Raw genomic sequence first — 24,318 nt, forward strand, 5'->3', positions numbered from 1 at the left:
CGAGCCGGACTCAGGACCGAGCGGTCACCGGCGGCACGATCTCGACGATCTGCTCCCGCCCCGCGCGGTCCGCCCGCACCAGGGCGACCCCGGTGAGCACGAGCACGGCCCCCGCGGCCTGCAACCAGGTCGGCACCTCGCCCAGCAGCAGCCAGGCGATGGCCACCGAGGCCAGCACCTCGAGCAGGCCGAGGAAGGACGCGACGCGGGACCCGAGCCCGGCCGCGGCCACGATGCCCGTCACGTAGGCCACCGCGGTCGCGATCACCGCGACCACGCCCATCGGCACCCACCACGGCACCGTGCCCCCGAACAGCGCGACCGGAGCCCAGGATACCTCCAGCGGCAGCAGACCCACCACCCCGGTGAGCGCGAGGGCGAGCGAACCGACGAGAAGACCCCCGGCGGCCAGGGCGACCGGCGGCAGCCCGTCGGCCGGGGCCGCGCTGATGAGGAAGTACCCGCACAGACCCACCGCGGCGCCCAGGCCCCAGAGCACGCCGATCAGGTCGAGCCGCACCCCGCCCGTCAGGTCCAACACGAGCAGCAGGCCCAGGACGGAGAGCACGGCGCCAGCCGCGACGACGAGCGAAGGACGCCGGCCCCGGGCCCAGGCCAGGCCGACCAGCAGCACCGGGGCGAGGTACTCGGTGAGCAGGGCCACCCCGACAGGCAGCCGCTGCACGGCCGCGAAGTAGCAGAACTGGGTGCCGGCCACCGCGATCAGGCCGTACAGCGTGATGCGGCGCCAGGACCGGCCGAGCGCGGCGAACCGGCCGCGCAGGGCGATCAGCGCGAGCGGGGTGAGCAGCAGGCCGCCGATCCCGACCCGCACCATCACCGCGGCAGCCGAGGACCAGCCGGACAGCAGCAGCGGTTTGACGAACGGGCCGCTGGCCGCGAAGGCGACGGCCGACAGCACGCCGACGAGCAGGACGCCGACGGATCCACGGGTGGGGACGGAGGTGGTCATGACGGGCCTTCCTGCCGGCGGGCGCCACCGGCGCTAGGATTGTCATGACCGTCGGACTCGACGGTGGTGACACGCCGAACCGTACGAGGCCGACCAGTCAGGAGTCAAGATGGCTTTCGCTCATGACACGGAGGTGGTGCTGCAGTCCTCGGCGGCGTTGATCAACACCCTGCCCGGAGCATCGGACTCCGGGACCGACGAGCTCGCCGAACCGGCCCAGCTCGAGGCCTACCTCACCGGATACGGCTTCACCGGCAGCCGCACCCACGACGACGCCGAGCTCGCCCGGGTGCGCGACCTTCGGCCCCGACTGCGCCGGCTGTGGACGGTCGATCGGGACGAGGCCGTCGGGCTCGTCAACGAGATCCTCGCCCGCGCCCGGGCCCTCCCCCGGCTGGTCCGGCACGACGGCGTCGACTGGCACCTGCACGCCACCGCCGACGAGGACCCGTTGGACGTCCGGATGGAGGTCGAGGCGGCCATGGCGGTCATCGACGTCATCCGCACCGACTCCTACGACCGGATGCGGATCTGCGCCGCGCCGGACTGCGACGCGGTCTACGTCGATCTGTCACGCAACCGTTCCAAGCGCTACTGCGACGTCGGCAACTGCGGCAACCGGGCGAACGTCACCGCCTACCGGGCCCGCCGCGCCGCCGGGCAGGGCTGACTCCGGACCTTCTCGGATCCTCACTCCCCTGGTGTGGCAACCACTCCCCTCGTGTCCCGGCGCGAGGCAGGCGCACGGACTGCGAGGGAAGCGGGGCATGCCCGGGTGACCGGGCGGGTGCGGGTCAGCGGCGGCGGGAACGGGCGGCGAGGGCCGCGTACGCCAGGCAGAGCACGCCGAGCACCACGGAGACGGCGATCAGGGCAGGTCGCCCGTCACCGCCGGCCCGGTGGTGGAAGAACCAGACCCCGCTCGCGAAGCAGGCCAGGGCACCGAGGACGGCGACGGGCCAGGGCAGGAGACCGGCCCCGGCCCGGGGCCCGGGTGGCTGCGGCGCGGCCGGTGGGCCGGCAGCGAGGGGCGGGGCGGTGTCGGTCGACGGCATGGCTGGGTCCTCCTGGAAGCGGGATCGGCGTGGACGCCGGTCGGTGCAGGCGGAACGGCTGGTGCTCGCCCCGAGTCCGGACGGGCGCCGGTGGGTGCACCCGGGGAGAGCGTGCAAGCCCCCCGTGGGAAACGGACCGCAGGAACCGGGGCACGGGTACGCAATCGGATGTGGCCGGTCAGTGCCGGGCCACAGGTCCCTGCCCGAGCGCGTGACGACGGCCGTGCAGCCGCTCCCACCGGGCGACCAGTTCGGCCAGCTTGCCGCGGTTGCTCCCCGGTCGGACGTGGCCGTGCACCCCCTGGGCGGAGGACGACGGACGGTGGAGGGAAGCGGCGAGGGCGGTGTCGGCCGGGCCTGTGGCCACGGCCCATCCGGAGCCGCCCCCCGCGAACACGGACGCCAGGACCAGCACGGCCACGATGCCGGACCGCCGCAACCCGCCGACCCGCCGATGGGCGTGGTCCGTGGGCGCGGCGAGGCCAGCAGTCATGGGGGCTCCTGATCGGGTCCGGCGGGCGGAGACTCTCCGTCCCCACCCCTGTATGTCCCCCCGATCCCCGCCCTGTTGCACCGGCGCACCGGTCCACCCCGACCGCCCGGCCCGGAACCGCACGGCGGGAGGGCGATCGTCCTCACCCGGTCGGTCGGGAACGGGGCGACGGGTCGGGCCGTTTTCCGTCCGAGGGTCCGGTCCGCCGCGGCCCGAATTCCCCGTGTGTCCGAGGAGAGTCATGAGCGAGCCCCCCAGTATCCGCACCGGCCGTGACGCGGCCCCGCTCCCCGCGAGCGGCCGGTGACCGCCGTCCTGACCCTGCTGCTGGGGGTCGTGGTGGTCGTGCTGATCACCGCGGCCACCGGGTACTTCGTGGCGCAGGAGTTCGCCTACATGTCCGTCGACCGGTCCCGGCTCAAGGCCCGGGCCGAGGACGGTGACGCCGCCGCCCAACGGGCGCTGACGGTGACCCGGCGGACGTCGTTCATGCTGTCCGGCGCGCAGCTCGGCATCACCGTCACCGGCCTGCTGGTCGGTTACGTCGCCGAGCCTTTGATCGGCCGGAGCCTCGGCACCCTGCTCGGCGGGGTCGGCATCCCCACCGCCGTCGGCATCGGAGTGGGCGCCGTGGCCGCGCTGCTGCTCTCCACCCTGGTGCAGATGCTCTTCGGGGAGCTGTTCCCGAAGAACCTGGCCATCGCCCGGCCGGAGCCGGTGTCGCGGTGGCTGGCCACCTCCACCGTGATCTACCTGAAGGTGTTCGGCTGGCTGATCTGGTTCTTCGACCAGTCGTCCAACCTGCTGCTGCGGGCCCTGCGGATCGAGCCGGTGCACGACGTCGAGCACGCCGCCACCGCCCGCGACCTGGAGAGCATCGTCGAGGACTCCCGGGACAGCGGCGAGCTGCCCGACGAGCTGTCGGTGATGCTCGACCGCATCCTGGACTTCCCGAACCAGAACGCCGAGCACGCGATGATCCCGCGGCCGCGGGTGGCCACCGTCGCCGACACCGACACCCTGGCCGACCTGCGGGAGACCATGGCGCACGGGCACTCCCGGTACCCGGTGCTGGATGCGGAGACCGGTGACGTGGTCGGCGTGGTGCACCTGGCCGACCTGCTGTCCACCGACCGGGGCGACGACGCACCGGTGACCGCGATCGCCCGGCCGCCGCTGGTCGTCTCGCACCTGACGTCCCTGCCCGACCTGGTGCGGGAACTGGCCGCCACGAAGAACCAGCTGGCCTGCGTGGTCGACGAGTACGGCGGGCTGGCCGGCGTCGTCACCGTGGAGGACCTCGGCGAGGAGCTCGTCGGCGAGATCACCGACGAGCACGACCCGGACGTCGACCCCGGGTACTTCCCGGTCGAGGGGGACGGGATCTGGCAGATGGGCGGGGAGGTGCACATCGACGAGGTCGAGCGGGCCGTCGGCGTTGACCTGCCCCGCGGGGACTACGAGACCATCGCCGGGCTGGCCATCGCCGCGCACGGCGGCCTGCTGGAGACGGGCGACCGGTTGCAGGTCGAACTGCCGGTGGACCCGGCGGACCTGGTGCACAACGACGAACCCATCGTCCGCACGCTGGACGTCGAGGTGATGGCCGTGGAGCGCTTCGTCCCGTCCCTGCTGCGCCTGCAGCTGCAGGACCCCTCGGCCGACGAACGGTCCGAGGCCGACACCGCGATCGTGGAGGAAGCCCGATGAACGAGAGTCCCTGGGTGGTCGTCCCGGTCACCGTGCTGCTCGTCGCGCTCAGCGCGTTCTTCGTCGCCGTCGAGTTCGCGGCCCTGGCCGCGAAGCGGCACCGGCTGGAGGAGGCCGCACCGCGCAGCCGCGCCGCCCGGGCCGCACTGCGCAACTCCTCCGAGCTCACCCTGGTGCTGGCCGGGTCGCAGCTCGGCATCACCGCCTGCACCCTGGCCCTGGGCGCGGTGAGCAAGCCCGCGGTGCACCACTGGCTGACCCCGCTGTTCACCGCGTGGGGGGTGCCGCTGGTCGCCGCCGACGTGGCCGGTTTCGTGCTCGCCCTGCTCGTCATCACCTTCATCCACCTGGTGGTCGGGGAGATGGCCCCGAAGTCCTGGGCCATCGCCCATCCCGAGCGGTCGGCGACCCTGCTGGCCCCGGCCATGCGGGCCTTCATGGGCCTGTTCCGGCCGCTGTTGCGCGGCCTGAACGCGGCGGCCAACGCGCTGCTGCACAGGGTCGGGGTCGAGCCGGTCGACGAGGTGGCCTCCGGTCACAGCCCGGCCACGCTGCGGCACCTGGTCGAGCACTCGGTCAACGTGGGCGCCCTCGACGAGAAGTTCTCCACCCAGATCTCCGGCGCGCTGGCCATGCAGGACATGACGGTCGGCGATCTGCTCCGGCCGGGCTCCACCGTCACCGCGGTCCCGCTGGACGCGTCCGCCGCCGACGTCCGGGCAGCCACCCGGCGCACCGGCCATCTGCGGATCCTGCTCGGCCGGGCGCCGGACTTCCACCAGGTCGTGCACGTCCGCGACACGCTGACCGAGCCGGACGACACCGCGGCCGCCGCGCTGGGCCGCCCGGTCTTCACCCTGCCCGCGGACACCACCATGCACGCCGCCCTGAAGGGCATGCGGGAGACCCGCAACCATCTGGCCGTCATCACCGACTCCGGACGGGCCGTCGGCGTGGTCACCATGACCGACGTGCTGCAGCGGCTGTTCCCGCAGCCCGTCCCGGTCGGCTGATCGGTCCCCGGCCGTCCCCCGGGGCGGCCGGGGACCGGCGGTCGGCGACCGCCGTAGGCTCGACGGTCATGTCCACCCCGCCTGCCGCCCCGCCCGGCCCCGCCGGATCCCCCGCCCCCGGGGAGCGACCTCCCGGTGGGAGTGCGCAGGCCGCGGTGAGCGAGCTCTTCGACGCCGAGCGGTGGCGTCCGGTGCCCGGTTTCGACCTGACCGACGTGACCTACCACCGGGCCGTGGAACGGAGCCCGGACGGCGCGATGCGCACCCTGCCCACGGTCCGCGTCGCGTTGGACCGACCCGAGGTGCGCAACGCGTTCCGCCCGCACACCGTGGACGAGCTGTACCGGGTCCTGGACCACGCCCGGATGACCAGCGACGTGGGGGTCGTGCTGCTCACCGGGAACGGCCCCAGCCCGCGGGACGGCGGGTGGGCGTTCTGCTCGGGCGGCGACCAACGCATCCGCGGGCGCAGCGGCTACCAGTACGCCGAGGGTGACACCGCCGAGACGGTCGACCCGGGACGGGCCGGGCGGCTGCACATCCTGGAGGTGCAGCGGCTCATCCGCTTCATGCCCAAGATCGTCATCGCGGTGGTGCCCGGCTGGGCGGCCGGCGGCGGCCATTCCCTGCACGTGGTCTGCGATCTCACCCTGGCCAGCCGCGAGCACGGCCGCTTCAAGCAGACCGACGCCGACGTGGGCTCGTTCGACGGCGGCTTCGGCTCGGCCTACCTGGCCCGGATGGTCGGCCAGAAGTACGCCCGGGAGATCTTCTTCCTGGGCCGGGAGTACAGCGCCGAGCGGATGGTCGAGATGGGCGCGGTGAACGAGGCCGTCCCGCACGCCGAGCTGGAGACCGTAGCCCTGCAGTGGGCCGCCGAGATCAACGCCAAATCGCCGACGGCGCAGCGCATGTTGAAGTACGCGTTCAACCTGGTCGACGACGGGCTGGTGGGTCAGCAGCTGTTCGCCGGGGAGGCCACCCGGCTCGCCTACGCCGGCGACGAGGCCGTCGAGGGCCGGGACGCGTTCCTGCAGAAGCGGCCGCCGGACTTCTCCCCCTACCCCTGGGCGTACTGACGTGGCGCAGCGCCTGCTGCTGCCCCTGCCTGTGCCGTCGGGGGACGCCGTCCGGGACCTGCTGCCCACCCTGGCCGAGGCCCTCGCCGGGCGGGGGCCGGCCTGGTTCCCGGTGCCGGCGTCGACCCGTACCGCGGCCGCTCCCCCGCTGCCGGCCGGCATCGGCCTCGGTGACCCGTTGGCCGCCACCGAGGACGACCCGGACGACCCCACCGTGCTGGTCGTCCCCACCTCCGGGTCGACCGGCGGCGCCTCCGGGGTGTTGCTGCCGCCGTCGGCGCTGCTCGCCTCGGCCCGGGCCACCCAGGAGCGGTTGGGCGGGCCGGGCGACTGGCTGCTGGCTCTGCCCGCCCACCACATCGCCGGGCTGCAGGTGCTCCTGCGGGCGGCCGGAGCCGGCACCGGACTCACCGTGCTGGACGTCGACATGCCCTTCACCGCTGCCCGTTTCGCCGCCGCGGTGACCGCCATGTCCGGGTCCCGCCGGTACGTCTCGCTGGTACCGACGCAGCTGACCCGCATCCTGCTCGATCCCGAGGCCACTGCGGCCCTGGCCGGATTCGACGCCGTCCTGGTCGGCGGGGCGGCCACCCCGCCGGTGCTCGCCGGGCGCGCGCGGGCAGCGGGGGTGCGACTGCACCTGACCTACGGGATGACCGAGACCTGCGGCGGCTGCGTGTACGACGGTCGCCCGCTCGCCGGGGTGCGCACCGAAGTGGACCCGGACGGGCGGGTGCTGCTCACCGGACCGATGGTGGCCCGCGGGTACCACGGCCGCCCGGCCGACCCGGCCTTCCCCCGCCCCGGCACGCACCGCACCAACGACCGCGGCGAGATCGTCGACGGGGAGCTGCACGTGCTGGGACGGATGGACGACATGATCCTCACCGGCGGGCTGAAGGTGCCGCCGGTCGTCCTGGAGGACGCCCTGGCGAGCCTGCCCGGGGTGGCCGCCGCCGCCGTGGTCGGCCCGCCCGATCCCGAATGGGGACAACGGGTCTGCGCCGTCCTGGTGCCCGACGGCAGCCGCGCCCTGCCCACCTTGGACGAACTGCGGGAGCTGCTGCGCGGGCAGGGGCTGGCCGCGGCCCTGCTGCCCCGACAGATCGTGGTGCTCGACTCCCTGCCGGTGCGCGGGCCGGGCAAGCCGGACCGCGTCGCCCTGCTCGCCCTCGCCGACCGGTGACGCCCACCCGCCCCCGGTTCACCCGGGATCAGCTGAAGGCCTTCCACGGCGCGCGGGTCGACGACCTCGTCGGGCCAGGGCTGCGGCTGCTGTTCGTCGGCATCAACCCCGGTCTCTGGACGGCGGCGGTGAACGCCCACTTCGCCCGGGCCGGGAACCGCTTCTGGCCGGCGTTGTACCGCGCCGGCATCACCGGCCACCTCGTCGACGCTTCCGCCGGCATGGACCCGGCCGACCTGGGCCAGCTGGTCGACAAGGGTGTCGGCATCAGCAATCTGGTGCCGTTCGCCTCCGCCCGCGCCGACGAGCTGACCGCCGAACAGCTGCGGGAGGGCGCCACTTCGCTCACCGCCCTGGTGGCCCGGACCCGGCCCGCGGTGGTCGCCGTGCTCGGCCTGACCGCGTACCGGCAGGCGTTCGCCCGCCCCCGCGCGAAGGCCGGCCGGCAGGACGTCGACCTGGCCGGCGCCGAACTCTGGGTGCTGCCCAACCCCAGCGGGCTCAACGCCCACGAGACCGCGGACAGCCTGGCCCGGGCCTATCGGGCGGCGGCCGTCGCCGCCGGGGTGGTACCGGGGTGAGCGGCCGCCCGACCGGACCCGGCCTGCCGGCGTGGAGCCACAACGCCTGGTACCACCCGTTCGTCGAACGCCGGCTGCCCCCGGACACCCGGCGGGTGCTGGACCTGGGCTGTGGACGCGGGACGCTGGCCCGGCGCCTCGCCGCCCTGCCGTCCCGTCCCACCGTGGACGCCGTCGACCGCGATTCGGCCATGGTCCGGGTTGCCCGTCGGCAGAGCTCCCCCGTGCGTTGGCTCCAGGCGGATGCGGTGACCCATCTGCTCGCCCATCCGGACACCTACGACGCGATCTGCTCGGTCGCCGTCCTGCACCATTTGCCCCTGACCGAGACCCTCACGGCGGCAGCGGGTTCGCTCCGGCCGGGCGGGCGGCTCGTCCTGATCGCGCTCCCCCGATCCGACCTGCGCCGGGATCTGGCCGTCCAGCTTCTCGCCGCCGCCGCGCACCGGGCCGTCGCCGCCGGGTTGCTGCTGCGTCAGCGGCTGACCGGCCGGGACCATCGCCTGGCCGTCGAACAGGCCGCCGACGACGACGACGGCATGCCCACGGCGGCCGCGCCCCTCGCCCTGCGCGAGGTACGTCGGGCCGCTCGCGCAGTGCTACCCGGGGCCCGGGTGCGGCGGTTGCTGTTCTGGCGGTACGCGCTGGTGTGGGAACGCCCGGCCTGATCCCGTCGACCTGCGGACGGTGGACAGTCCTGCCGCACCCACCGAGCTCGCCCGGGGCGATCGACGCCGGCCCGCCACGCTCATCCGGCCGCCAGCTGCAGGCCCGCGCCGTGGAACCGAATGCACTGCGCGCTCGGCGGATCGGAGGTCAGCAGACCCCAGAGCACCAGACTCGTCCCGGTCCAGACCGCCGCCACCCCGTGTCCCGACGAGCTCGACGGGGCCGTGGCCAGCGGCGTCCAGCTGTCGGTGGCCGGATCCCAGGCCGCCGCCGATCCGGCTGCCGGCGCGGGGGTACCGGACAGGATCCGCCACCAGCCCGGCGCATCGACGGCGATCAGCCGGTCACCGGCCCACAGCTGCTGCGTCGTCGTGTCGTCCAGGGGCCCGACGGCCACGGCCCCGCCGGCGCCATTCGCCGGGGTGTACCGCCGTCCCGGTCGGGAGGGTCGCGGTGGGCCGGCACTCCGAGGCAGCCATTCCGGGGCGGCGGTCAGCACCAGTTCCTGCCCCGTCCAGATGACACTGTCGAGCCCGTCGCGGGTCCCCATCACCTCCGGGGCCGCCGCCCAGCCCGGCGCTCCGACAGAGGAGAACCGGAAGGTGTCGATCCCGCTCACGGTGGTGGAGGACATCCGGCCCGGGGTGCTCGCACTGGTGTCGTCCGTCCGGCTCCAGGCGGACCACAGGTACAGGACATCCCCGGCCATGACCGCCGTGAGCTTGAGGGCGGGATGACCGGTCGGCAGGACCAGCTCCGGCAGTGCGGTCCACCGGGTCTGCCCGGGGACCCACGCCCATCCCTGGACGCCGGTGGTCCGGGTGCCGTCGCCCGGGTCGTACGGGAAGAGCAGGATCTCCGAACCGGTCCACACCGACACGGCGTCCGCGGTGGGGCCGGCCGGCAACCCCGGCACCGCCGTCCAGCTGTTCGACCGCGGGTCGTACAGGGCACCATCACCGTCGGGCGTCCCACCCCAGACGAAGAACGCGTTCCCCGTCCACAGCGAGGTGCCGGGCACGCGGGCGGACAACGGCGACGCGGGCAGGGTGCGCCAGGTCCGGGCGGCGGGGTCGTAGGCGGCCCCGTCGGCGAAGGACTGCTGGAAGTCGGCGGTCCCGCCCCACACCAGCATCTCCGTCCCGGTCCACGCGGCGGCGGCGGACCGCCGGCCCGCGATGGGCGCCTCCGGCAACTCCGACCAGGTGGCCCGGTCGAGCGCGGACCCCGACGGAGCCGGGCCGCGCGGAGGGGGCTCGTCGTGGTCACCGGATCCCGGCGGCGATGCGGGCGGGGGTCCGGCCGTGCTCGACGCCGCCGACGACACCCCGTCGCGTGCCGCACTGTCGCCGCAGCCCGCGGCACCGAGCAGCAGCAGCGTGGTCGCCAGCAGCGCGACGCCCGTCCCGGACCGCGTCCCCATGACAGCAGGACGGCGGACGACCCTCGATCGGTTGCAGTGGTTCGGGCGCTCCCGGGTCTCAGCGCAGCGTGGCCGGGTCGGTGTTCGCCCCGCAGAGCACCACGGCCACCCGCTCGTCGTCCCGGGGCCGGTACCCACCGGCGGTGAGCAGACCGGCCAGGGCGGTGGCGGCACCGTGCTCGACGGCGATGCGCCGGGTCTCCCACAGCATCCGGCGGGTGGCGACGATGTCCGCGTCGTCGACCAGCACGGGCACCACGTCACCGGCCCGGGCCAGGTCGACCGCCATGGCCGAGGCCCGGCGGGCACCCAGCGAGTCGCCCGCGACGGAGTCGACGGCGACGTCCACGGGCCCACCGGCGGCCAGCGCGGCGTGCAGGGCACTGCTGCCCCGCGGCTCCACCGCCACCACCCGGATGCCACGGGCGGCGGCGGCCGCGGCCACCCCGCTGAACAGCCCGCCGCCGCCCACCGAGACGACCACGGTGTCCAGACCGTCGACCTGGTCGGCGATCTCGGGTACCAGGGTGCCGGCGCCGGCGGCGATGAGCGGATGGTCGTAGGCGTGGGAGGCGAGCGCACCGCTGTCGGTGGCGAACCCGTGACAGGCGACCAGGGCCTCGGCATACTCCCGGCCCACCAGGCGCACGTCCGCGCCCAGCGTCCGCAGCCGGTCGACCTTCACCGCCGGGGCCGTCGTCGGGACGAACACGGTCGCGCTCGTCCCCACCTCGCGTGCCGCCCAGGCGCAGGCGAGCCCGGCGTTGCCGCCGGACGCGATGGTCACCCCGGCCGCCGGCAGCGTCCCGGCGTCGCGGTGCGCGAGGAGGAAGTTCGCCGCCCCGCGGGCCTTGAAGCTGCCCGTCAGCTGCAGGTACTCCAGCGCCAGGACCACCTCGCCGGCCGTCCCGACCCCGTCCGGCCCGGTCGGGGCGACCGTCACCGGGCGCACCATGCCGGCGATGCGGCCGGCGGCGGCCCGGACGTCGGCGTCGGTGAGCACGTCGGTCCCGCTCACCGCAGCCCGGCCAGCAGTGCCGCGGCGGCCGCGCGCGGGTCGTCGGCCGCGGTGATGGCCCGGACGACCACGACGCGGTCCGCTCCGGCCTCGCGCACCTGCGGGAGTCGGTCCCCGTCGATGCCGCCGATGGCGAACCAAGGGCGGGCGGGGTGGCGGCGGCCACCGCGCGGACCAGGTCGAGCCCGGGGGCGGGTCGGCCCGGCTTGGTCGGGGTGGGCCAGCACGGGCCGGTGCAGAAGTAGTCCACGTCCGGATCCGCGGCGGCGGCCGCCGCCTGGTCGACGTCGTGGCTGGACAACCCGATCAGCATCTCCGGGCCGACGAACCCGCGCGCCACCGGGACGGGCAGGTCGTCCTGACCGACGTGCAGGATGTCCGCGCCGGCGGCCACGGCCAGGTCGGCCCGGTCGTTCACGCTGAGCAGCGCGCCGTGCCGACGGCAGGCGTCCCGCAGCACGGCCAGGGCAGCGAGCTCCTCCCGGGCCTCCAACGCGCCGAACCTGCGCTCACCGGCAGAACCCTTGTCGCGCAACTGGATCGCACCGACCCCGCCGGCCAGCGCGGCCTCGGCGAAGGCGGCCAGGTCGCCGTGCTCGCGGCGGGCGTCGGTACACAGGTAGAGCCGGGTGTCGGCCAGACGGGCGAGGCGGGTGGCACGGGTGGGGAGATCTGCGGTCACCCGGGGACGGTAACGCGGGCCCCACGCCTGCCGGACACACCGGCGCCTAGAGTGGTCGGCACACACCACGGGAGTCCCGGGCATCGCGGGGCTGAGAGGGGGCGCGGGCGCCCCGACCGTCGAACCTGATCCGGATCATGCCGGCGCAGGGAGGAGATGCGGATGCGACTCGCGATCGTCGGCGGCGGGGTCATCGGGCTGACCGTGGCCTGGCGGGCGGCCGATGCCGGACACCACGTCACCGTGCACGACCCGGACCCGGGCCGTGGCTCGTCCTGGGTGGCCGGCGGCATGCTCGCCCCGGTCACCGAGGGCCGACCGGGCGAGGAGGCGGCCCAGGACCTGGGCTCGCTGTCCCTGGAGCGCTGGCCGGACTTCGCCACCGAACTGTCCGCCGCGGCCGGCCGGCCGGCCGGGCTGCGGACCCAGGGCACCCTCGTCGTCGGGCTGGACCCCGGCGACCGCAGCGAACTCGACCACCTCGTGCAGTGGCTCACCGCCCGCGGTCGGCAGGTCGCCACCCTGCACGCCGACGCACTGCGCGACGCCGAACCCGGCCTGGCCCCGGGGATCCGGCGCGGGCTGTCCGTGCCCGGGGACCTGGCCGTGGACAACCGGGCCCTGCTGGGCGCCCTGCAGGCGGCCGGCGAGCGGGCCGGCGTCGTGCACGTCGCCGCACCGGTCGCCGACCCGGCCGCCCTCACCGCGCTGGACGCCGACCAGATCGTGCTGGCCGCCGGCGCCCGGGTCGCCGACGTCCTGCCCGGCCTGCCGGTCCGCCCGGTGAAGGGCGAGATCGTCCGGCTCCATCACCGCCCGGGCGCCCTCCCACCGCCCACCCACACCGTCCGCGCGCTGGCCCACGGTCGGCACGTCTACCTCGTCCCCCGCGACGACGGTCTCGTCGTCGGCGCGACCCAGTGGGAGACCGGCCACGAGACCACGGTGACCGTCGGCGGCGTGCGGGATCTGCTCGACGACGCCACCGCCGTCCTACCGGGGTTGGCCGAGTTCGAGTTCGCCGAGGTCATCGCGGGGTCGCGACCGATGACCCCGGACGGGCTCCCGCTCATCGGCCGCGTCGACGCCCGCACCGTGCTGGCCACCGGGCACGGCCGCAACGGCATCCTGCTCGCCCCCATCACCGCCGACGCCGTCCTGGCCGAACTGGCCGGCGAGCCGCTGCCGGCCCTGGCCGCCGCCGCACCCGGGAGGTTCGCATGACCCCGCAGCACCCCGACCCGACCGGCAACGCCATCACGGTGAACGGTGCCGCCCGCACCGTGCCGTCGGCCTGCACGGTCGAGACCCTGCTCGGCCTGCTGGGTCTGCACCCCGACGGGCTCGCCGTCGCGGTGAACGGATCGGTCGCCCCCCGGGCCGGCTGGCGGCGCCCGCTGCCCCACGGGGCCGTCGTGGACGTGCTGTCCGCCGTCCCCGGCGGCTGACCGCCGCTGCCCGATCCACCGCTGCCCGACCCACCGCTGCCCACCCCTGCTCACCACCGGCCCCGACCAGGAGCGAGATGACCACCAGCACGTCCCACACCTCCGCCGCCCCCACCGCGGCCGACGGCGACGATCCGCTGACCATCGCGGGGCGGACGTTCACCTCCCGGCTGATCATGGGAACCGGGGGCGCGCCCAGCCAGCAGGTCCTCGCGGACGCCCTGCTCGCCTCGGGCACCGAGCTGACCACGGTGGCCCTGCGCCGGGTGGACGCGGCCGGCCGCAGCGGCGTGCTGCAGGTGCTGCGTGACCAGGGCATCGCCGTGCTGCCGAACACCGCCGGCTGCCGAGGCGCCGCCGAGGCCGTGCTCACCGCGCAGCTGGCCCGGGAGGCGCTGGAGACCCACTGGGTCAAGCTCGAGGTCATCGCCGACGAGCAGACCCTGTGGCCCGACGTGGTCGAGCTGGTCCGGGCGGCCGAGCGGCTCGTCGACGACGGGTTCGTCGTCCTGCCGTACACCACCGACGACCCGGTGATCGCCCGGCGCCTGCAGGACGTCGGGTGCGCCGCCGTCATGCCGCTGGGTTCTCCGATCGGGTCCGGGCTCGGCATCTCCAACCCGCACGCGCTGGAGCTGATCGTCAGCCAGGCGCAGGTGCCGGTGGTGCTGGACGCCGGGATCGGCACGGCCAGCGACGCCGCACTGGCCATGGAGCTGGGCTGCGACGCGGTGCTGCTGGCCACCGCGGTGACCCGGGCCGACGACCCCGTCCGGATGGCCCGGGCGATGGCCGCCGGGGTCCGGGCCGGCCGGGACGCGCGCCTGGCCGGGCGGATCCCGCGCCGGTTCTGGGCGCACGCGTCCTCCCCCGCCCTGTCCTGACCCGACCGCCGGCCGGGCCGTGACCGGGATCGCAGGTTTCGGCCCGTGGCGACCGGCCCCGTAGGGTCAGTGCACGTGGCAACGAGTACCCAGTGGCTGTCCGCCTCCCGTCCCCGCACACTCCCGGCCGCCGTCGCCCCGGTGCTGATCGGCTCGGGTGCGGCCGCCGCCCTGGGGGCGTTCTCCCTCGGCCGCGGCCTGCTCGCCCTGCTGGTGTCCCTCGCCCTGCAGGTCGGGGTCAACTACGCCAACGACTACTCCGACGGGGTCCGCGGAACCGACACCGTGCGGGTCGGCCCGATGCGGCTGGTCGGCTCCGGCGCCGCCGAACCCCGGGCGGTCAAGCTCGCGGCGTTCGGATGCTTCGCGGTGGCCGGGCTGGCCGGGCTGGTCCTGGCCGCGGTCAGCTCGTGGTGGCTCGTCCCGGTCGGCGCGGTCAGCGTGCTGGCCGCGTGGTTCTACACCGGCGGGTCCCGCCCCTACGGATACCGCGGGTTGGGTGAGGTCTTCGTCTTCGTGTTCTTCGGCCTGGTCGCCGTGCTCGGCACGACGTTCGCGATGGCCGGCACGGTGAGTTCGGCCGCCGTCCTCGGGGCCGTCGGCGTCGGCCTGCTGGCCTGCGCCCTGCTCATGGTCAACAACCTGCGCGACGTGCACACCGACGGCGAGGTCGGCAAGCGGACACTGGCCGTCCGGCTCGGCGAGGTGGCCGCCCGGCGGGTGTACGCCCTGATGCTCGGCGGCGCGTTCCTGGCCGCCGCGATCATCGGCATCCGCCAGCCCTGGGCGCTGCTCGCCCTGCTGGCCCTGCCCCTGGCCTGGCCGCCCGTCCGCACGGTGCTCCGGGGCGGGCGTGGGCGCGACCTGATCGTCGTGCTGGGCGCGACCGGGCGGCTCGAGATCGTCTACGCCGCCCTGCTCACCCTGGGCCTCGTCCTCTCCCGCTGACCCCCGGGCGCGACCCTCACGGGCGACGCCGCCGCAGCGTGAGCAGAAGGTGACTCGAGCGCAACGATCGGGAAACGGGCGCGATCAGGACCGCTGGTGGACTGCTGTCCATCGCTCCCCCGGCGCTCGTGTCCTCCCGTCGAAAGGCATTCGATGCCCAATCTGTTCTCGCCCTTCACCCTCAAGGGCGTCACCCTGCGCAATCGGATCGTCATGTCCCCCATGACGATGTACCGCTCCGTCGACGGCAAGATGGACGACTACCACGTCTCCTATCTCGGGGCCCGGGCCGCCGGCGGCTTCGGTCTCGTCTTCCCCGAGCAGCTCGCCATCACCCCCGACGGCCGCACGACGGTCAGCTGCGGCGGCATCTACGACGAGAGCCAGCTCGAGGGGCTGGAGCGGGTCTGCTCGATCATCAAGTCGATGGGCGGCGTCGCCGCGATCCAGCTCGGTCACACCGGCCGCAAGGGCAGCGTCGTCACACCCTGGGAGGGCGGGTACATGCTGCCGCCGGACCACCCGAACGGCTGGCAGACCAAGGCGCCGTCCGCCATCGCCTACGGCGGTGACCTCCCGTACGCACCCGAGGCCCTCACCATCGCCGAGATCCAGGACATCTACGCCAGCTACGCGCAGAGCGCGAAGTGGGCCGTCGAGGTCGGGTTCGAGTGGATCGAGATGCACTACGCGCACGGCTATCTCGGCGCGGAGTTCTTCTCCCCGCTGGCCAACACCCGTACCGACGCCTACGGCGGGTCCCTGGAGAACCGCGCCCGGTTCCACCTCGAGGCGCTCGACGCCGTCAAGGCCGTGCTGCCCGACCGCATCCCCCTGACGATGCGGCTCGGCTCGGACGACCTGAACCCCGAGGGCACCCAGTTCGACGACTCGGTCGTCGCCATCGGCTGGATGAAGGAGCACGGCCTGGACCTGGCCGACCTCTCGTTCGGCGGGAACACCGACGACATGCGGGAGAACATCTTCAACACCCCGGGCGCCTTCGTCGAGCGGGCGAACCGGGTGCGCCGCGAGGTCGGCATCCCGGTGGGCGCCAGCTGGAACCTGGGCAAGCCGCAGAACGCCGACGACGTCATCCAGAAGGAGCTGATCGACCTGGCGTTCCTGGGCCGCCCGGCCCTGTCCAACCCGCACTGGCCGGTGTGGGCCGCCCGCGAGCTGGGCTACGACAACCCGTTCGGCCTGGTGCCGGACGACTGGGGCTGGTGGCTGCGGAACTTCCGCGCCGACCAGGAGTCGATCGGCTTCCCGGCGGTCAGCGAGGACACCGCGGGGGCCCCGGTCGCCAACGCGACGCCCACCCAGGGCCTGACGGTCGGCACGGCGCCGGTCGAACCGGGAGCGGTCACCCTGGACGGCGTCCCGGCCGACCTCCCGGACGAGGAGGAGCGCCAGGTCGCCTGACCGCCGGCGGCACCGGGGGCGGGCACAGCGATCCCGCCCGCCCCGGTGCCCCGACTGGCACGATGGTTCGATGCTCATCGCCGGCCGGGACCGCTGGCGCATCCGGCTGGACGAACCCGCCGCCCTGCAGATCGCGCTGTACGTGCGCGATGTCGCCGGGCTGCGGCCGGAGATCCGGCCGGAGATCCCGGCACTGGATCCACCCGCGACGGTGTGGCCGGTGTGGGTCCGTCGGCCGTCCGGGACGTCGCGGCCGGCGCCGACCGTGGATCCCACGTCGGCGTCCGAGCAGTGGGCCGGGTGGTGGACGCATCTGCTGCTCAGCGGGCAGGACGGCTTCGGCGACCTGCGGCCACCGGCCTTCCCGGCCCTGGCCGGCTCCCCGGCGCTCCGCGAGCTGGTGCGCCACCACTGGTGGGACGCCGAGGCCTGGACCGACGGCCTGCACGACGACCCCCGCCGGCGCCGGGATCTGTCCGGACCGTGGCGGGCGCTGGGCGGGCTGGTCCAGGGCCTGGAGGACGAGCGGGGTGGCACCCCGGCGGACTTCCGCCTGCGGGTCACGGTGCTGCCGGTGGCCGGCAAGCGCGGGTGGGTGCTGCGCCCGGACCACCTGCTGGTCACCCGGGCCCTCATCGCCGATCAGGACAACGCCCTGGACTGGCTCCGGATGCGGATCCGCCCGCTGCTCTGAGCAGGAGCTCGGAGCAACGGGCGGACGACTCGCAGGACCGGTCAGGCGGCCGCGGACAACGGTGCGGCCGGGCGACGGGTCGGACGACGACGGCGACCCAACAGGCTCTTCAGCGCCACCTTCGGCTCGGTGCGCAGGGTCGCGGTGAAATCGTTGGGCAGGGACAGCCGGAACACCTTGCTCCACGCCGAGGCGACCTGCTTGGGCAGCGGGCCGGTGGTGTACGTGAGCTGGTAGTCGTGGAAGATCTGCCGGATCTTCGGGGCGATCTCGTGGTACCGGTTGCTCGGCAGGTCCGGGAACAGGTGGTGTTCGATCTGGTAGCTCAGGTTGCCCGTCATCACGTGCATGGCCCTGGTGCCGGAGATGTTGGCCGAGCCCAGCATCTGGCGCAGGTACCACTCTCCGCGGGTCTCGCCCTCGATGGAGCTGCGCGAGAACGTCTCGACGCCCTCGGGGAAGTGCCCGCACATGATGACCGAGTGGGTCCAGATGTTGCGGACGAAGTTGGCCGTCGCGTTGGCGGCGATCGTGCTCACGAAGGACGGGCCGGACAGCGCGGGGTGCACCACGTAGTCCTTGAGGAGCTGCGAGCGGATCTTGCGCAGCACCTGCCGGCCGCGGGCCCGGAACTCCGGGTCGTTGCGCCGCTTCGGCGTGGACAGGTTCTTGCCGAGCTCGAGATCGTAGGCGGCGATGCCGTACTCGAAGAAGCAGGCGTTGACGAAGTTCCAGAGCGGCTGGGCCAGGTACATCGGGACCCAGCGCTGGTCCTCGTCGACCCGCATGATGCCGTATCCGAGATCGTTGTCGCGGCCGATCACGTTGGTGTACGTGTGGTGCAGATCGTTGTGGGAGTGCTTCCACTGCTCGGACGGGGAGGCGTTGTCCCACTCCCAGGTGGTGGAGTGGATCTTCTCGTCCCGCATCCAGTCCCACTGGCCGTGCATGATGTTGTGCCCGATCTCCATGTTCTCCAGGATCTTGGCCACGGACAGCCCGGCCGTCCCGAGGAACCACGCGGGCGGGAACTTCGAGAACAGCAGGACGGCCCGGGAACCCAGCTCGAGCGTGCGCTGGACGCCGATCACCCGGCGGATGTAGGCCGCGTCGGACGCTCCGCGCGCGGCGATGACCTCGGCGCGGATGGCGTCCAGACGGCGACCGATCTCGTCGATGTCGTCCGCGGACAGGTGCGCGATCGGGTTGTCGGACTTCTTCTGCAGCACGGTCATGAAGGGCGGGTTCTCCTGTGATCGGTGGTTCGGTCCCGGTACTGATCGCAGACGGGCTGGACGGATCTGGTCAGAGGTCGATCTGGCAGGCGCCGGCCGCGGCCGACACGCAGGTCTGGACGAGCACGCCGTCGCCGGGGGAGGCGATGGTCAGCTCGCCGCTGCGCAGGTCGCGGACGGCACCCTCGCGCAGCGGGAGCACGCACGAGAAGCAGATGCCCATGCGGCAGCCGGACGGGAGCAGCAGACCGGCCTGCTCCCCGGCGTCCAGCAGGGCGGTGGACCCGTCGACGGCGATCTCGGTGCCGGACCCGAACCGGACGGTTCCGCCCTGGCCGGGCTCGGCCCGCGCGGTGCGGAAGCGTTCGGTGTGCAGCTGCTCGGCGATGCCCAGCTCGGCCCAGTGCTCCTCGATGGCGTCGAGCAGGCCCGCCGGGCCGCAGGCCCAGGTCTGTCGCTCGGCGAGATCGGGCACCAGCTCGGTGATGGCGGCCATGTCCAGCCGGCCGTCGGCGTCGGTGTGGTTCTCGATCAGCCGGACCTTGCCGGCCGCCGCCAACCCGCGCAGCTCGGGGCCGAACAGCACGTCGCCCGGGGTGCGGTCGGAGTGCAGCAGGACGGCGTCGCGGAGCCGGTCCAGACCCGACCGCAGCATGCCGACGACCGGGGTGATGCCGCTGCCGGCGGTGATGAACAGCGGCTTGCGCGGCACCGGGTCGGGCAGCACGAAGGTGCCGCAGGCCTGGTCGAGGTGGACCAGATCGCCGACCTGCAGCTCCTGCGCGAGATGGTTGGTCACCAGCCCGCCCGGCACCGCCTTGGCCGTCACCGAGAGGGTGGCCTCGCCCTCGGAGGATCGCGGGATCGCCGGGGTGGAGGTGATGGAGTAGGAGCGCCAGCGGCGGATGCCGTCGACGTCGATGCCGATGCGGACGTACTGGCCGGGCAGGTGCCCCCGCCAGTCGACACCCGGACGCAGCACGACGGTCACCGCGTCCTGTACCTCGTCGCGCACCTCCATGACGCGGGCGCGCAGGTCGGCGCCCCGCCGCATCGGACGGAACATGTCGAGGTAGTCCGCCGCCTTGCGGGGAGAGGCCAGGCTGTCGGCCACCGTCCACAGGCGTCGGCGGAGCGAGGCGCGCGTGCCTGCTCCCGGTTCACTGCTCATCACCTCACCATTCCTGTTCCGGGGGATACTTTTCATGACCGCAGCACGTGAACGTTCCGGCCCGAACTGTTCCGGGAGAACAAATGCCACCACCCTCTGTACGCAGCGGCGCTGAGTCGTCACCCATGGCGACACCGGACGTGCTGCTGGACCGGGCGACCGTCGCGCTCATCCTCGGCCGCCTGCCCGAACTGGCCGCCCGCACGGTCCAGGCCATCACCGCGGACGTACCCGCCTACCGCAACGCCCTGGCCGGTCCGCTCGGCGCCAGCATCACCTCGGCGGTCGCCCTGGCCCTGCGCGGATTCCTCCGGCTGGCCGTCGAACCGACCCCGGCCGCCGGCGGCCGCAACGCCACCAGCCCCGCCCTGGCCGGCGCCTACGACCTCGGCCGGGGGGAGGCGCGTGGCGGCCGAACGATGGACGCCCTGCTCACCGCCTACCGGGTCGGCGCACGCGAGGCCTGGCGAGAGTTCTCCCGGACCGCGTTGGACACCGGCGTGCCCGCGAGCGGTATCGCCCGGTTCGCCGAGCTGGTCTTCGCCTACATCGACAGTCTCTCCGCGGCCAGTGCGGCGGGCCACGCCGACGAGCTGTCCACCACCGGCCGGGTCCGGGACCGTCACCTGACCCAGCTAGCACTGGGCCTGCTCACCGGTGAGTCCGCCGACCGACTGGCCGAACGGGCCACCCGGGCCGACTGGCACCCGCCCGCGACCTTCTCCGCCGTCCTGCTCCCCACCACCGACGCCGCCCGGGCCGCCGCCGCCCTGGACGGTCACCCGCTCCGGGTGGACGAGGCCCCGGACCTGCGCGACGACGAACAGGCCGAGCTCAGCGTGCTGCTCGTCCCCGACGCCGTGGACCACCGCCGGCCGGCCGTGCTGCGATCGCTGGCCCGGCGGAACGCCTACGTCGGGCCGGCCCGACCGTGGGAGCAGGCCCGGGTGTCGTACCTGCGCGCGCTGCGGGCCCGGCGACTCGGCCTCCCGCTGACCACCGGGGTGTGCGACACCGACGACCACCTGGCCGAGCTCGTGGTCGGCGCCGACCCGGCCGCGCTGGCCGATCTGCGCGCCCGCGCCCTGGCCCCGCTCGCCGGCCTGCGCCCCACCACCGCCGCCCGGCTCACCGAGACCCTGCGCGCGTGGCTGCTGCACCAGGGCCGGCGCGAGGACATCGCCGCCGCGCTGCACATCCATCCGCAGACCGTCCGCTACCGGGTGAGCCAGCTCCGCGAGCACTTCGGCGGGCGCCTGGAGGACCCGGCCGAGGTGGCCGCCCTGATCATCGCCCTGCTGGTCACCCCGGCCGACCCGACGGACGGAACCCGGACCGACCCCACCCGGGCCGATCCCGGCCGACCGGACTGAACCCGCCCGGCTCAGTCCGGCTGCAGCCAGGTGCTGTCCACCGTCACCGCGTCCAGCACGTCCTGGATCGGGGCGACGCCGAGCCCGGGGCCGGTGGGCACGGTGATGTGCCCGTCCGCCAGCACGAACGGGGTGGTGATGTCCCGTGCGTAGAAGCGGTCGGAGGCCGACACGTCACCGGGCAGGGTGAACCCGGGCAGCGCGGCCAACGCCGCGTTGGCCGCCCGGCCCAGCCCGGTCTCCAGCATCCCGCCGCACCACACGGCGATCCCGCCGGCGCGGCAGAGGTCGTGCACCCGGCGGGCCTCGAGGTAGCCGCCGACCCGGCCGGCCTTGATGTTGATCACCTGCGCGGCGCCCAGCGCGATGGCGTCGGCGGCGGCACGGGCGGAGACGATCGACTCGTCCAGGCAGATCGGCGTGCTGATCAGCCTGGCCAGCTCGGCGTGCTGACGGATGTCGTCCTCGGCCAGCGGCTGCTCGATGAGCAGCAGGTCGAACGCGTCGAGCCGGCGCAGGATGCGCGCATCGGCCAGCGTGTACGCCGCGTTCGCGTCCACCTGCAGGGCCACCCGGTCGCCGAACCGCTCCCGCACCGCCTCCACCGGGTCGACGTCCCAGCCCGGCCGGATCTTGAGCTTGATGCGCAGGTACCCCTGGGCCAGGTAGTCGCCGACGACGTCGATCAGCTCGCGGATCGAGGGCTGCACCCCGACGGACACCCCGGCCGGGACCCGGTGCCGCTCGGCGCCCAGGTACCCGCCGAGGGACTGCCCGGTGCCCCGCAGCTGCGCGTCCAACACGGCCATCTCCACCGCCGCCTTGGCCATCCGGTGGCCCACCACGTGCTCCAGCAGGGCGGCGACCCGTTCCGCGGTGATCTCGCCGTCGGGGCCGAGCCCGGTCGGGCCCTGGCCGAACAGCACCGGCACCAGGAAGCGCCGCATCACCTCCAGTGCGCCGGCCGCGTACTCCAAGCTGTACAGCGGCCGCTCCATGGCCACGCACTCACCCCAGCCCTGCACCTCGACGGGCTGCGAGTGCGGCCGGCCGGCCTTGCCGACCACCCGGACCAGGACCGCCAACCGGTCCGTCTCGGTGCCGAAGGAGGTGGTGAACGGGCTGACCAGGGGCATGCGCACCGTGCGCAGCTCCACACCGGTGATCTTCACGGGGTCCTCCAGGTCGACGGTGCAGCCGGGGTGGTGCGGGCAGCGCCGACGGTCCGGGCCAGGTACCACCCGGATCGCAGGAAGCCCTCGACGCGCAGCCGGTCCGAGGCCAGCAGCGGACGCAAGGCGCGACGCAGCGCGAGCCGCCAGACCGACGCCAGCTGCGGGTCGCGGCGGCGCACGTCCTCGATGTCGGGCGGGATGCCGATGAGCACGTCGGCCGTGATGGAGGGATCAGCGGCGGCGAACGGCGGGACCGGGGCGCCGATCTCCGGCGTCCCGTCCGGTCCGACCCGCAACGGCACCCGGGCCCCCAGCGCGGCCAGGGCTCCCGCATCCGGATCCGCCGCCCCCGTCGAACCATCCGTGCCCGCCCTGCCCGCGGACACCGCCGCGGCCGCGGCCCGGACCCGGTCACCCGTCAGGTTCCAGACGGCGGCGATCCGATCGGTGGGCTGGCCGCGGTTCAGCTCGTCGTTCATCGGGCCGTAGTGGTCGACGAGGTAGGCGGCCATGTCCACGCCGAGGCGTTCGAGGTTGAAGAACGCGTTCCGGGCGATCAGCGGGTCGAACGTCCAGGTGGCCCGGGTGATGGCGCGGTCCAGCGCCCAGGCCCGCTGGTGCCACTTCAGCGCGGCCCCGCCTCCCGGGTGGCCGGGCAGCATGCCGGTGATGTGGGAGTGCACCGTCGACCCGTCGGCGTCCCGGCCGAGGAACCCGACGCTCACGCCGACCAGCCCGCCGCCGGCCCACGCCCCGGACAGGTAGTTGCCGGCGTGCCGCATCGCGACCATCAGCGCCGGGCTGAACTCCGGCGGGTCCTCGGGGCGCCGGCCCCACACCACGTCCAGCAGGTCGGCGGCGGCGACGAACTCGGCCAGCCCGTCGAGCTCCCGGACCTGCACGCCCGCCCGGTCCGCCGCGGCCGCCGCGGTGGCCCGAGGTTCGACCGGGTCCGGCGTCGGGTTCACGGGGTCCCCGGCAGCGCGAGTCCCAGCTGGTCGGCGAGCAGGGCGACCAGCAGGGCGGTGCGCCCGGGCAGAGCCTCGAGCAGGACGTGCTCGTCGTCGGCGTGCGCCCCGCCGCCGCAGGCCCCCAGCCCGTCCAGGGTGGGCACGCCGATGCCGGCGGTGAAGTTGCCGTCCGAGCCGCCACCCACGCTCATCGCGGCGAGCTCGCCCAGACCGTGCGTCCCGGCCAGCGTCCGGGCCCGTTCGAAGAGCCCGGCGCCGGACGCCGGGTCCATCGGCGGCCGATTGATGCCGCCCTCGACCACCACCGAACAGCCGGGCACGGTCGCGGCGACGGCCTGCATCGCGCGGTCCACCCGGTGCTGCTCGGCCACCGTCCACACCCGGACGTCGATGTCCAGCCCGGCGGTGGCTGGGACGGTGTTGGCCGTGGAACCGGCCGACGCGGTGGTCGGGGTGACCGTCGTCCCGGCGGCAGGGTCGGCGAACTCCACCACCGACAGGATCTGCCGGGCCAGCTCGATGCCGGCGTTCGCGCCGCGTTCGGGCTCCAGACCGGCGTGCGCCGCGCGGCCGGTGATCCGCAGGTGATACCAGGACGTCCCCTTGCGGCCCGTCTTCAGGGCGCCGTCCGGGCCGGCCGCCTCGAGCACGAAGGCCGCCGCACAGCCGGCCGCCTCGGTCTCGATCAGTTCGCGCGACGTGGGCGAACCGATCTCCTCGTCCGCGGTGACCAGCAGGGACAGCCCGTCCAGCCGGTCGGGCCGCCCGTCGGCGAGCAACCCGATCGCGGTGAGCGCCTGCACGATCCCGGTCTTCATGTCGAAGCCGCCCGGCCCCCGCAGCACGCCGTCCCGCACCTGGGCGGGGTGGGTGGCCAGCGATCCGATCGGCCAGACGGTGTCGTGGTGCGCCAGGACGACCACCCGGCGCGGACCGGCGCCGAACCGCCAGCGCAGATGGATCCGGCCGTCCCGCTCGATCCGCTCCGGCGGCACCCCGACCAGGCGGGTGCCCGTCGTGGTGATCAGGTCGGCGCTGCGGGCGACCGCCGCCCGGTCGTGCGACGGGGACTCGCAGCCGACGAGCGCCAGGACGTCCGCCGTCATGGCCGG

24 protein-coding genes, 1 pseudogene and 1 riboswitch are annotated in these 24,318 nt (G+C 74.4%); of the genes and pseudogenes, 14 read left to right on the forward strand and 11 right to left on the reverse strand.

All coding sequences use genetic code 11. From position 1 onward, the window contains the following. Positions 1–10: 10 nt before the first annotated feature. On the reverse strand, positions 11–973 hold the full coding sequence (locus J2S58_RS07800) for an EamA family transporter (protein ID WP_205255878.1): 963 nt from the start codon (positions 971–973) through the stop codon (positions 11–13). 109 nt (positions 974–1,082) lie between these two features. Here J2S58_RS07800 and J2S58_RS07805 point away from each other — a divergent pair, with 109 nt between their 5' ends. Continuing rightward, positions 1,083–1,643 (forward strand): CGNR zinc finger domain-containing protein, encoded by a 561-nt coding sequence (locus J2S58_RS07805; protein ID WP_205255877.1) that lies wholly within the window; start codon positions 1,083–1,085, stop codon positions 1,641–1,643. A 124-nt stretch (positions 1,644–1,767) separates the two neighbouring features. On the opposite strand, the gene J2S58_RS07810 is transcribed toward J2S58_RS07805, so the two are convergent. Further along, the gene (locus tag J2S58_RS07810; protein ID WP_205255876.1) at positions 1,768–2,028 is read right to left on the reverse strand and encodes a hypothetical protein; all 261 of its coding nucleotides are present in this window, start codon (positions 2,026–2,028) and stop codon (positions 1,768–1,770) included. 178 nt (positions 2,029–2,206) lie between these two features. Next, positions 2,207–2,521 carry a hypothetical protein gene (locus J2S58_RS07815; protein ID WP_205255875.1) on the reverse strand — a complete coding sequence of 105 codons (315 nt, stop codon included), beginning with the start codon at positions 2,519–2,521 and terminating at the stop codon, positions 2,207–2,209. Between the two features lie 303 nt (positions 2,522–2,824). On the opposite strand from J2S58_RS07815, the gene J2S58_RS07820 reads away from it, so the two are divergent. The 6 genes from J2S58_RS07820 (at position 2,825) to J2S58_RS07845 (ending at position 8,758) form a co-directional block, all read left to right on the forward strand. Beyond that, positions 2,825–4,231, forward strand: coding sequence for a hemolysin family protein (locus J2S58_RS07820; RefSeq protein WP_205255874.1), 1,407 nt, complete (start codon positions 2,825–2,827; stop codon positions 4,229–4,231). After that, a complete protein-coding gene (locus tag J2S58_RS07825; protein WP_205255873.1) occupies positions 4,228–5,244 on the forward strand; it encodes a CNNM domain-containing protein in 1,017 nt (338 codons plus the stop codon). Before J2S58_RS07820 ends, J2S58_RS07825 begins: the two co-directional genes overlap by 4 nt. A 68-nt stretch (positions 5,245–5,312) precedes the next feature. Further along, positions 5,313–6,323: a 1,4-dihydroxy-2-naphthoyl-CoA synthase gene (locus J2S58_RS07830; protein WP_205255872.1), complete on the forward strand. Its 1,011-nt coding sequence runs from the start codon at positions 5,313–5,315 to the stop codon at positions 6,321–6,323. A 1-nt stretch (position 6,324) separates the two neighbouring features. Beyond that, positions 6,325–7,509, forward strand: coding sequence for an o-succinylbenzoate--CoA ligase (gene menE, locus J2S58_RS07835; protein ID WP_306827574.1), 1,185 nt, complete (start codon positions 6,325–6,327; stop codon positions 7,507–7,509). Continuing rightward, positions 7,506–8,090 (forward strand): mismatch-specific DNA-glycosylase, encoded by a 585-nt coding sequence (locus tag J2S58_RS07840; protein WP_205255871.1) that lies wholly within the window; start codon positions 7,506–7,508, stop codon positions 8,088–8,090. Before menE ends, J2S58_RS07840 begins: the two co-directional genes overlap by 4 nt. Continuing rightward, positions 8,087–8,758: a class I SAM-dependent methyltransferase gene (locus J2S58_RS07845; protein ID WP_205255870.1), complete on the forward strand. Its 672-nt coding sequence runs from the start codon at positions 8,087–8,089 to the stop codon at positions 8,756–8,758. The genes J2S58_RS07840 and J2S58_RS07845 overlap by 4 nt, the downstream gene beginning before the upstream one ends. Before the next feature lie 80 nt (positions 8,759–8,838). Here J2S58_RS07845 and J2S58_RS07850 read toward each other — a convergent pair whose 3' ends face one another. From J2S58_RS07850 to J2S58_RS19185, 3 genes and pseudogenes are all read right to left on the reverse strand, one after another. After that, positions 8,839–10,182: a Kelch repeat-containing protein gene (locus J2S58_RS07850; RefSeq protein WP_205255869.1), complete on the reverse strand. Its 1,344-nt coding sequence runs from the start codon at positions 10,180–10,182 to the stop codon at positions 8,839–8,841. Positions 10,183–10,240: 58 nt separating this feature from the next. Beyond that, on the reverse strand, positions 10,241–11,200 hold the full coding sequence (locus tag J2S58_RS07855; protein ID WP_306827578.1) for a serine/threonine dehydratase: 960 nt from the start codon (positions 11,198–11,200) through the stop codon (positions 10,241–10,243). 113 nt (positions 11,201–11,313) lie between these two features. Continuing rightward, positions 11,314–11,966: pseudogene (locus tag J2S58_RS19185) on the reverse strand (thiamine phosphate synthase); the annotation flags it as partial. Next, a riboswitch (TPP riboswitch) is annotated at positions 11,940–12,051 on the forward strand. (Overlaps the previous pseudogene by 27 nt.) On the opposite strand from J2S58_RS19185, the gene thiO reads away from it, so the two are divergent. The 6 genes from thiO (at position 12,039) to J2S58_RS07885 (ending at position 17,281) form a co-directional block, all read left to right on the forward strand. Then, positions 12,039–13,106 carry a glycine oxidase ThiO gene (thiO, locus tag J2S58_RS07860; protein ID WP_205255868.1) on the forward strand — a complete coding sequence of 356 codons (1,068 nt, stop codon included), beginning with the start codon at positions 12,039–12,041 and terminating at the stop codon, positions 13,104–13,106. (Overlaps the previous riboswitch by 13 nt.) Further along, positions 13,103–13,330, forward strand: a complete 228-nt coding sequence (gene thiS, locus J2S58_RS07865; protein WP_205255867.1) for a sulfur carrier protein ThiS — start codon at positions 13,103–13,105, stop codon at positions 13,328–13,330. Before thiO ends, thiS begins: the two co-directional genes overlap by 4 nt. 77 nt (positions 13,331–13,407) lie before the next feature. Continuing rightward, positions 13,408–14,214 (forward strand): thiazole synthase, encoded by an 807-nt coding sequence (gene thiG / locus J2S58_RS07870; RefSeq protein ID WP_205255866.1) that lies wholly within the window; start codon positions 13,408–13,410, stop codon positions 14,212–14,214. Between the two features lie 75 nt (positions 14,215–14,289). Further along, positions 14,290–15,162, forward strand: coding sequence for a 1,4-dihydroxy-2-naphthoate polyprenyltransferase (locus J2S58_RS07875; protein ID WP_205255865.1), 873 nt, complete (start codon positions 14,290–14,292; stop codon positions 15,160–15,162). 153 nt (positions 15,163–15,315) lie between these two features. Next, a complete protein-coding gene (locus J2S58_RS07880; RefSeq protein ID WP_205255864.1) occupies positions 15,316–16,587 on the forward strand; it encodes an NADH:flavin oxidoreductase/NADH oxidase in 1,272 nt (423 codons plus the stop codon). A gap of 70 nt (positions 16,588–16,657) precedes the next feature. Beyond that, positions 16,658–17,281, forward strand: coding sequence for a hypothetical protein (locus tag J2S58_RS07885; protein ID WP_205255863.1), 624 nt, complete (start codon positions 16,658–16,660; stop codon positions 17,279–17,281). 41 nt (positions 17,282–17,322) lie between these two features. Here J2S58_RS07885 and J2S58_RS07890 read toward each other — a convergent pair whose 3' ends face one another. Next, positions 17,323–18,516: a fatty acid desaturase family protein gene (locus J2S58_RS07890; protein WP_205255862.1), complete on the reverse strand. Its 1,194-nt coding sequence runs from the start codon at positions 18,514–18,516 to the stop codon at positions 17,323–17,325. Positions 18,517–18,586: 70 nt separating this feature from the next. Then, positions 18,587–19,690, reverse strand: coding sequence for a ferredoxin reductase (locus J2S58_RS07895; RefSeq protein WP_370881837.1), 1,104 nt, complete (start codon positions 19,688–19,690; stop codon positions 18,587–18,589). 122 nt (positions 19,691–19,812) lie between these two features. On the opposite strand from J2S58_RS07895, the gene J2S58_RS07900 reads away from it, so the two are divergent. Then, positions 19,813–21,060 (forward strand): PucR family transcriptional regulator, encoded by a 1,248-nt coding sequence (locus tag J2S58_RS07900; RefSeq protein ID WP_240188471.1) that lies wholly within the window; start codon positions 19,813–19,815, stop codon positions 21,058–21,060. 11 nt (positions 21,061–21,071) lie between these two features. On the opposite strand, the gene menC is transcribed toward J2S58_RS07900, so the two are convergent. From menC to J2S58_RS07915, 3 genes are read right to left on the reverse strand one after another with little or no spacing between them, the layout of a single operon-like run. Next, positions 21,072–22,232: an o-succinylbenzoate synthase gene (menC, locus tag J2S58_RS07905; protein ID WP_205255859.1), complete on the reverse strand. Its 1,161-nt coding sequence runs from the start codon at positions 22,230–22,232 to the stop codon at positions 21,072–21,074. Next, positions 22,229–23,203 (reverse strand): hypothetical protein, encoded by a 975-nt coding sequence (locus J2S58_RS07910; protein ID WP_205255858.1) that lies wholly within the window; start codon positions 23,201–23,203, stop codon positions 22,229–22,231. The genes menC and J2S58_RS07910 overlap by 4 nt, the downstream gene beginning before the upstream one ends. Then, positions 23,200–24,312: a M20 family metallopeptidase gene (locus tag J2S58_RS07915; protein WP_205256069.1), complete on the reverse strand. Its 1,113-nt coding sequence runs from the start codon at positions 24,310–24,312 to the stop codon at positions 23,200–23,202. The genes J2S58_RS07910 and J2S58_RS07915 overlap by 4 nt, the downstream gene beginning before the upstream one ends. Between the last annotated feature and the right edge of the window lie 6 nt (positions 24,313–24,318).

The organism is Nakamurella flavida (assembly GCF_030811475.1).
GTDB lineage: Bacteria > Actinomycetota > Actinomycetes > Mycobacteriales > Nakamurellaceae > Nakamurella > Nakamurella flavida.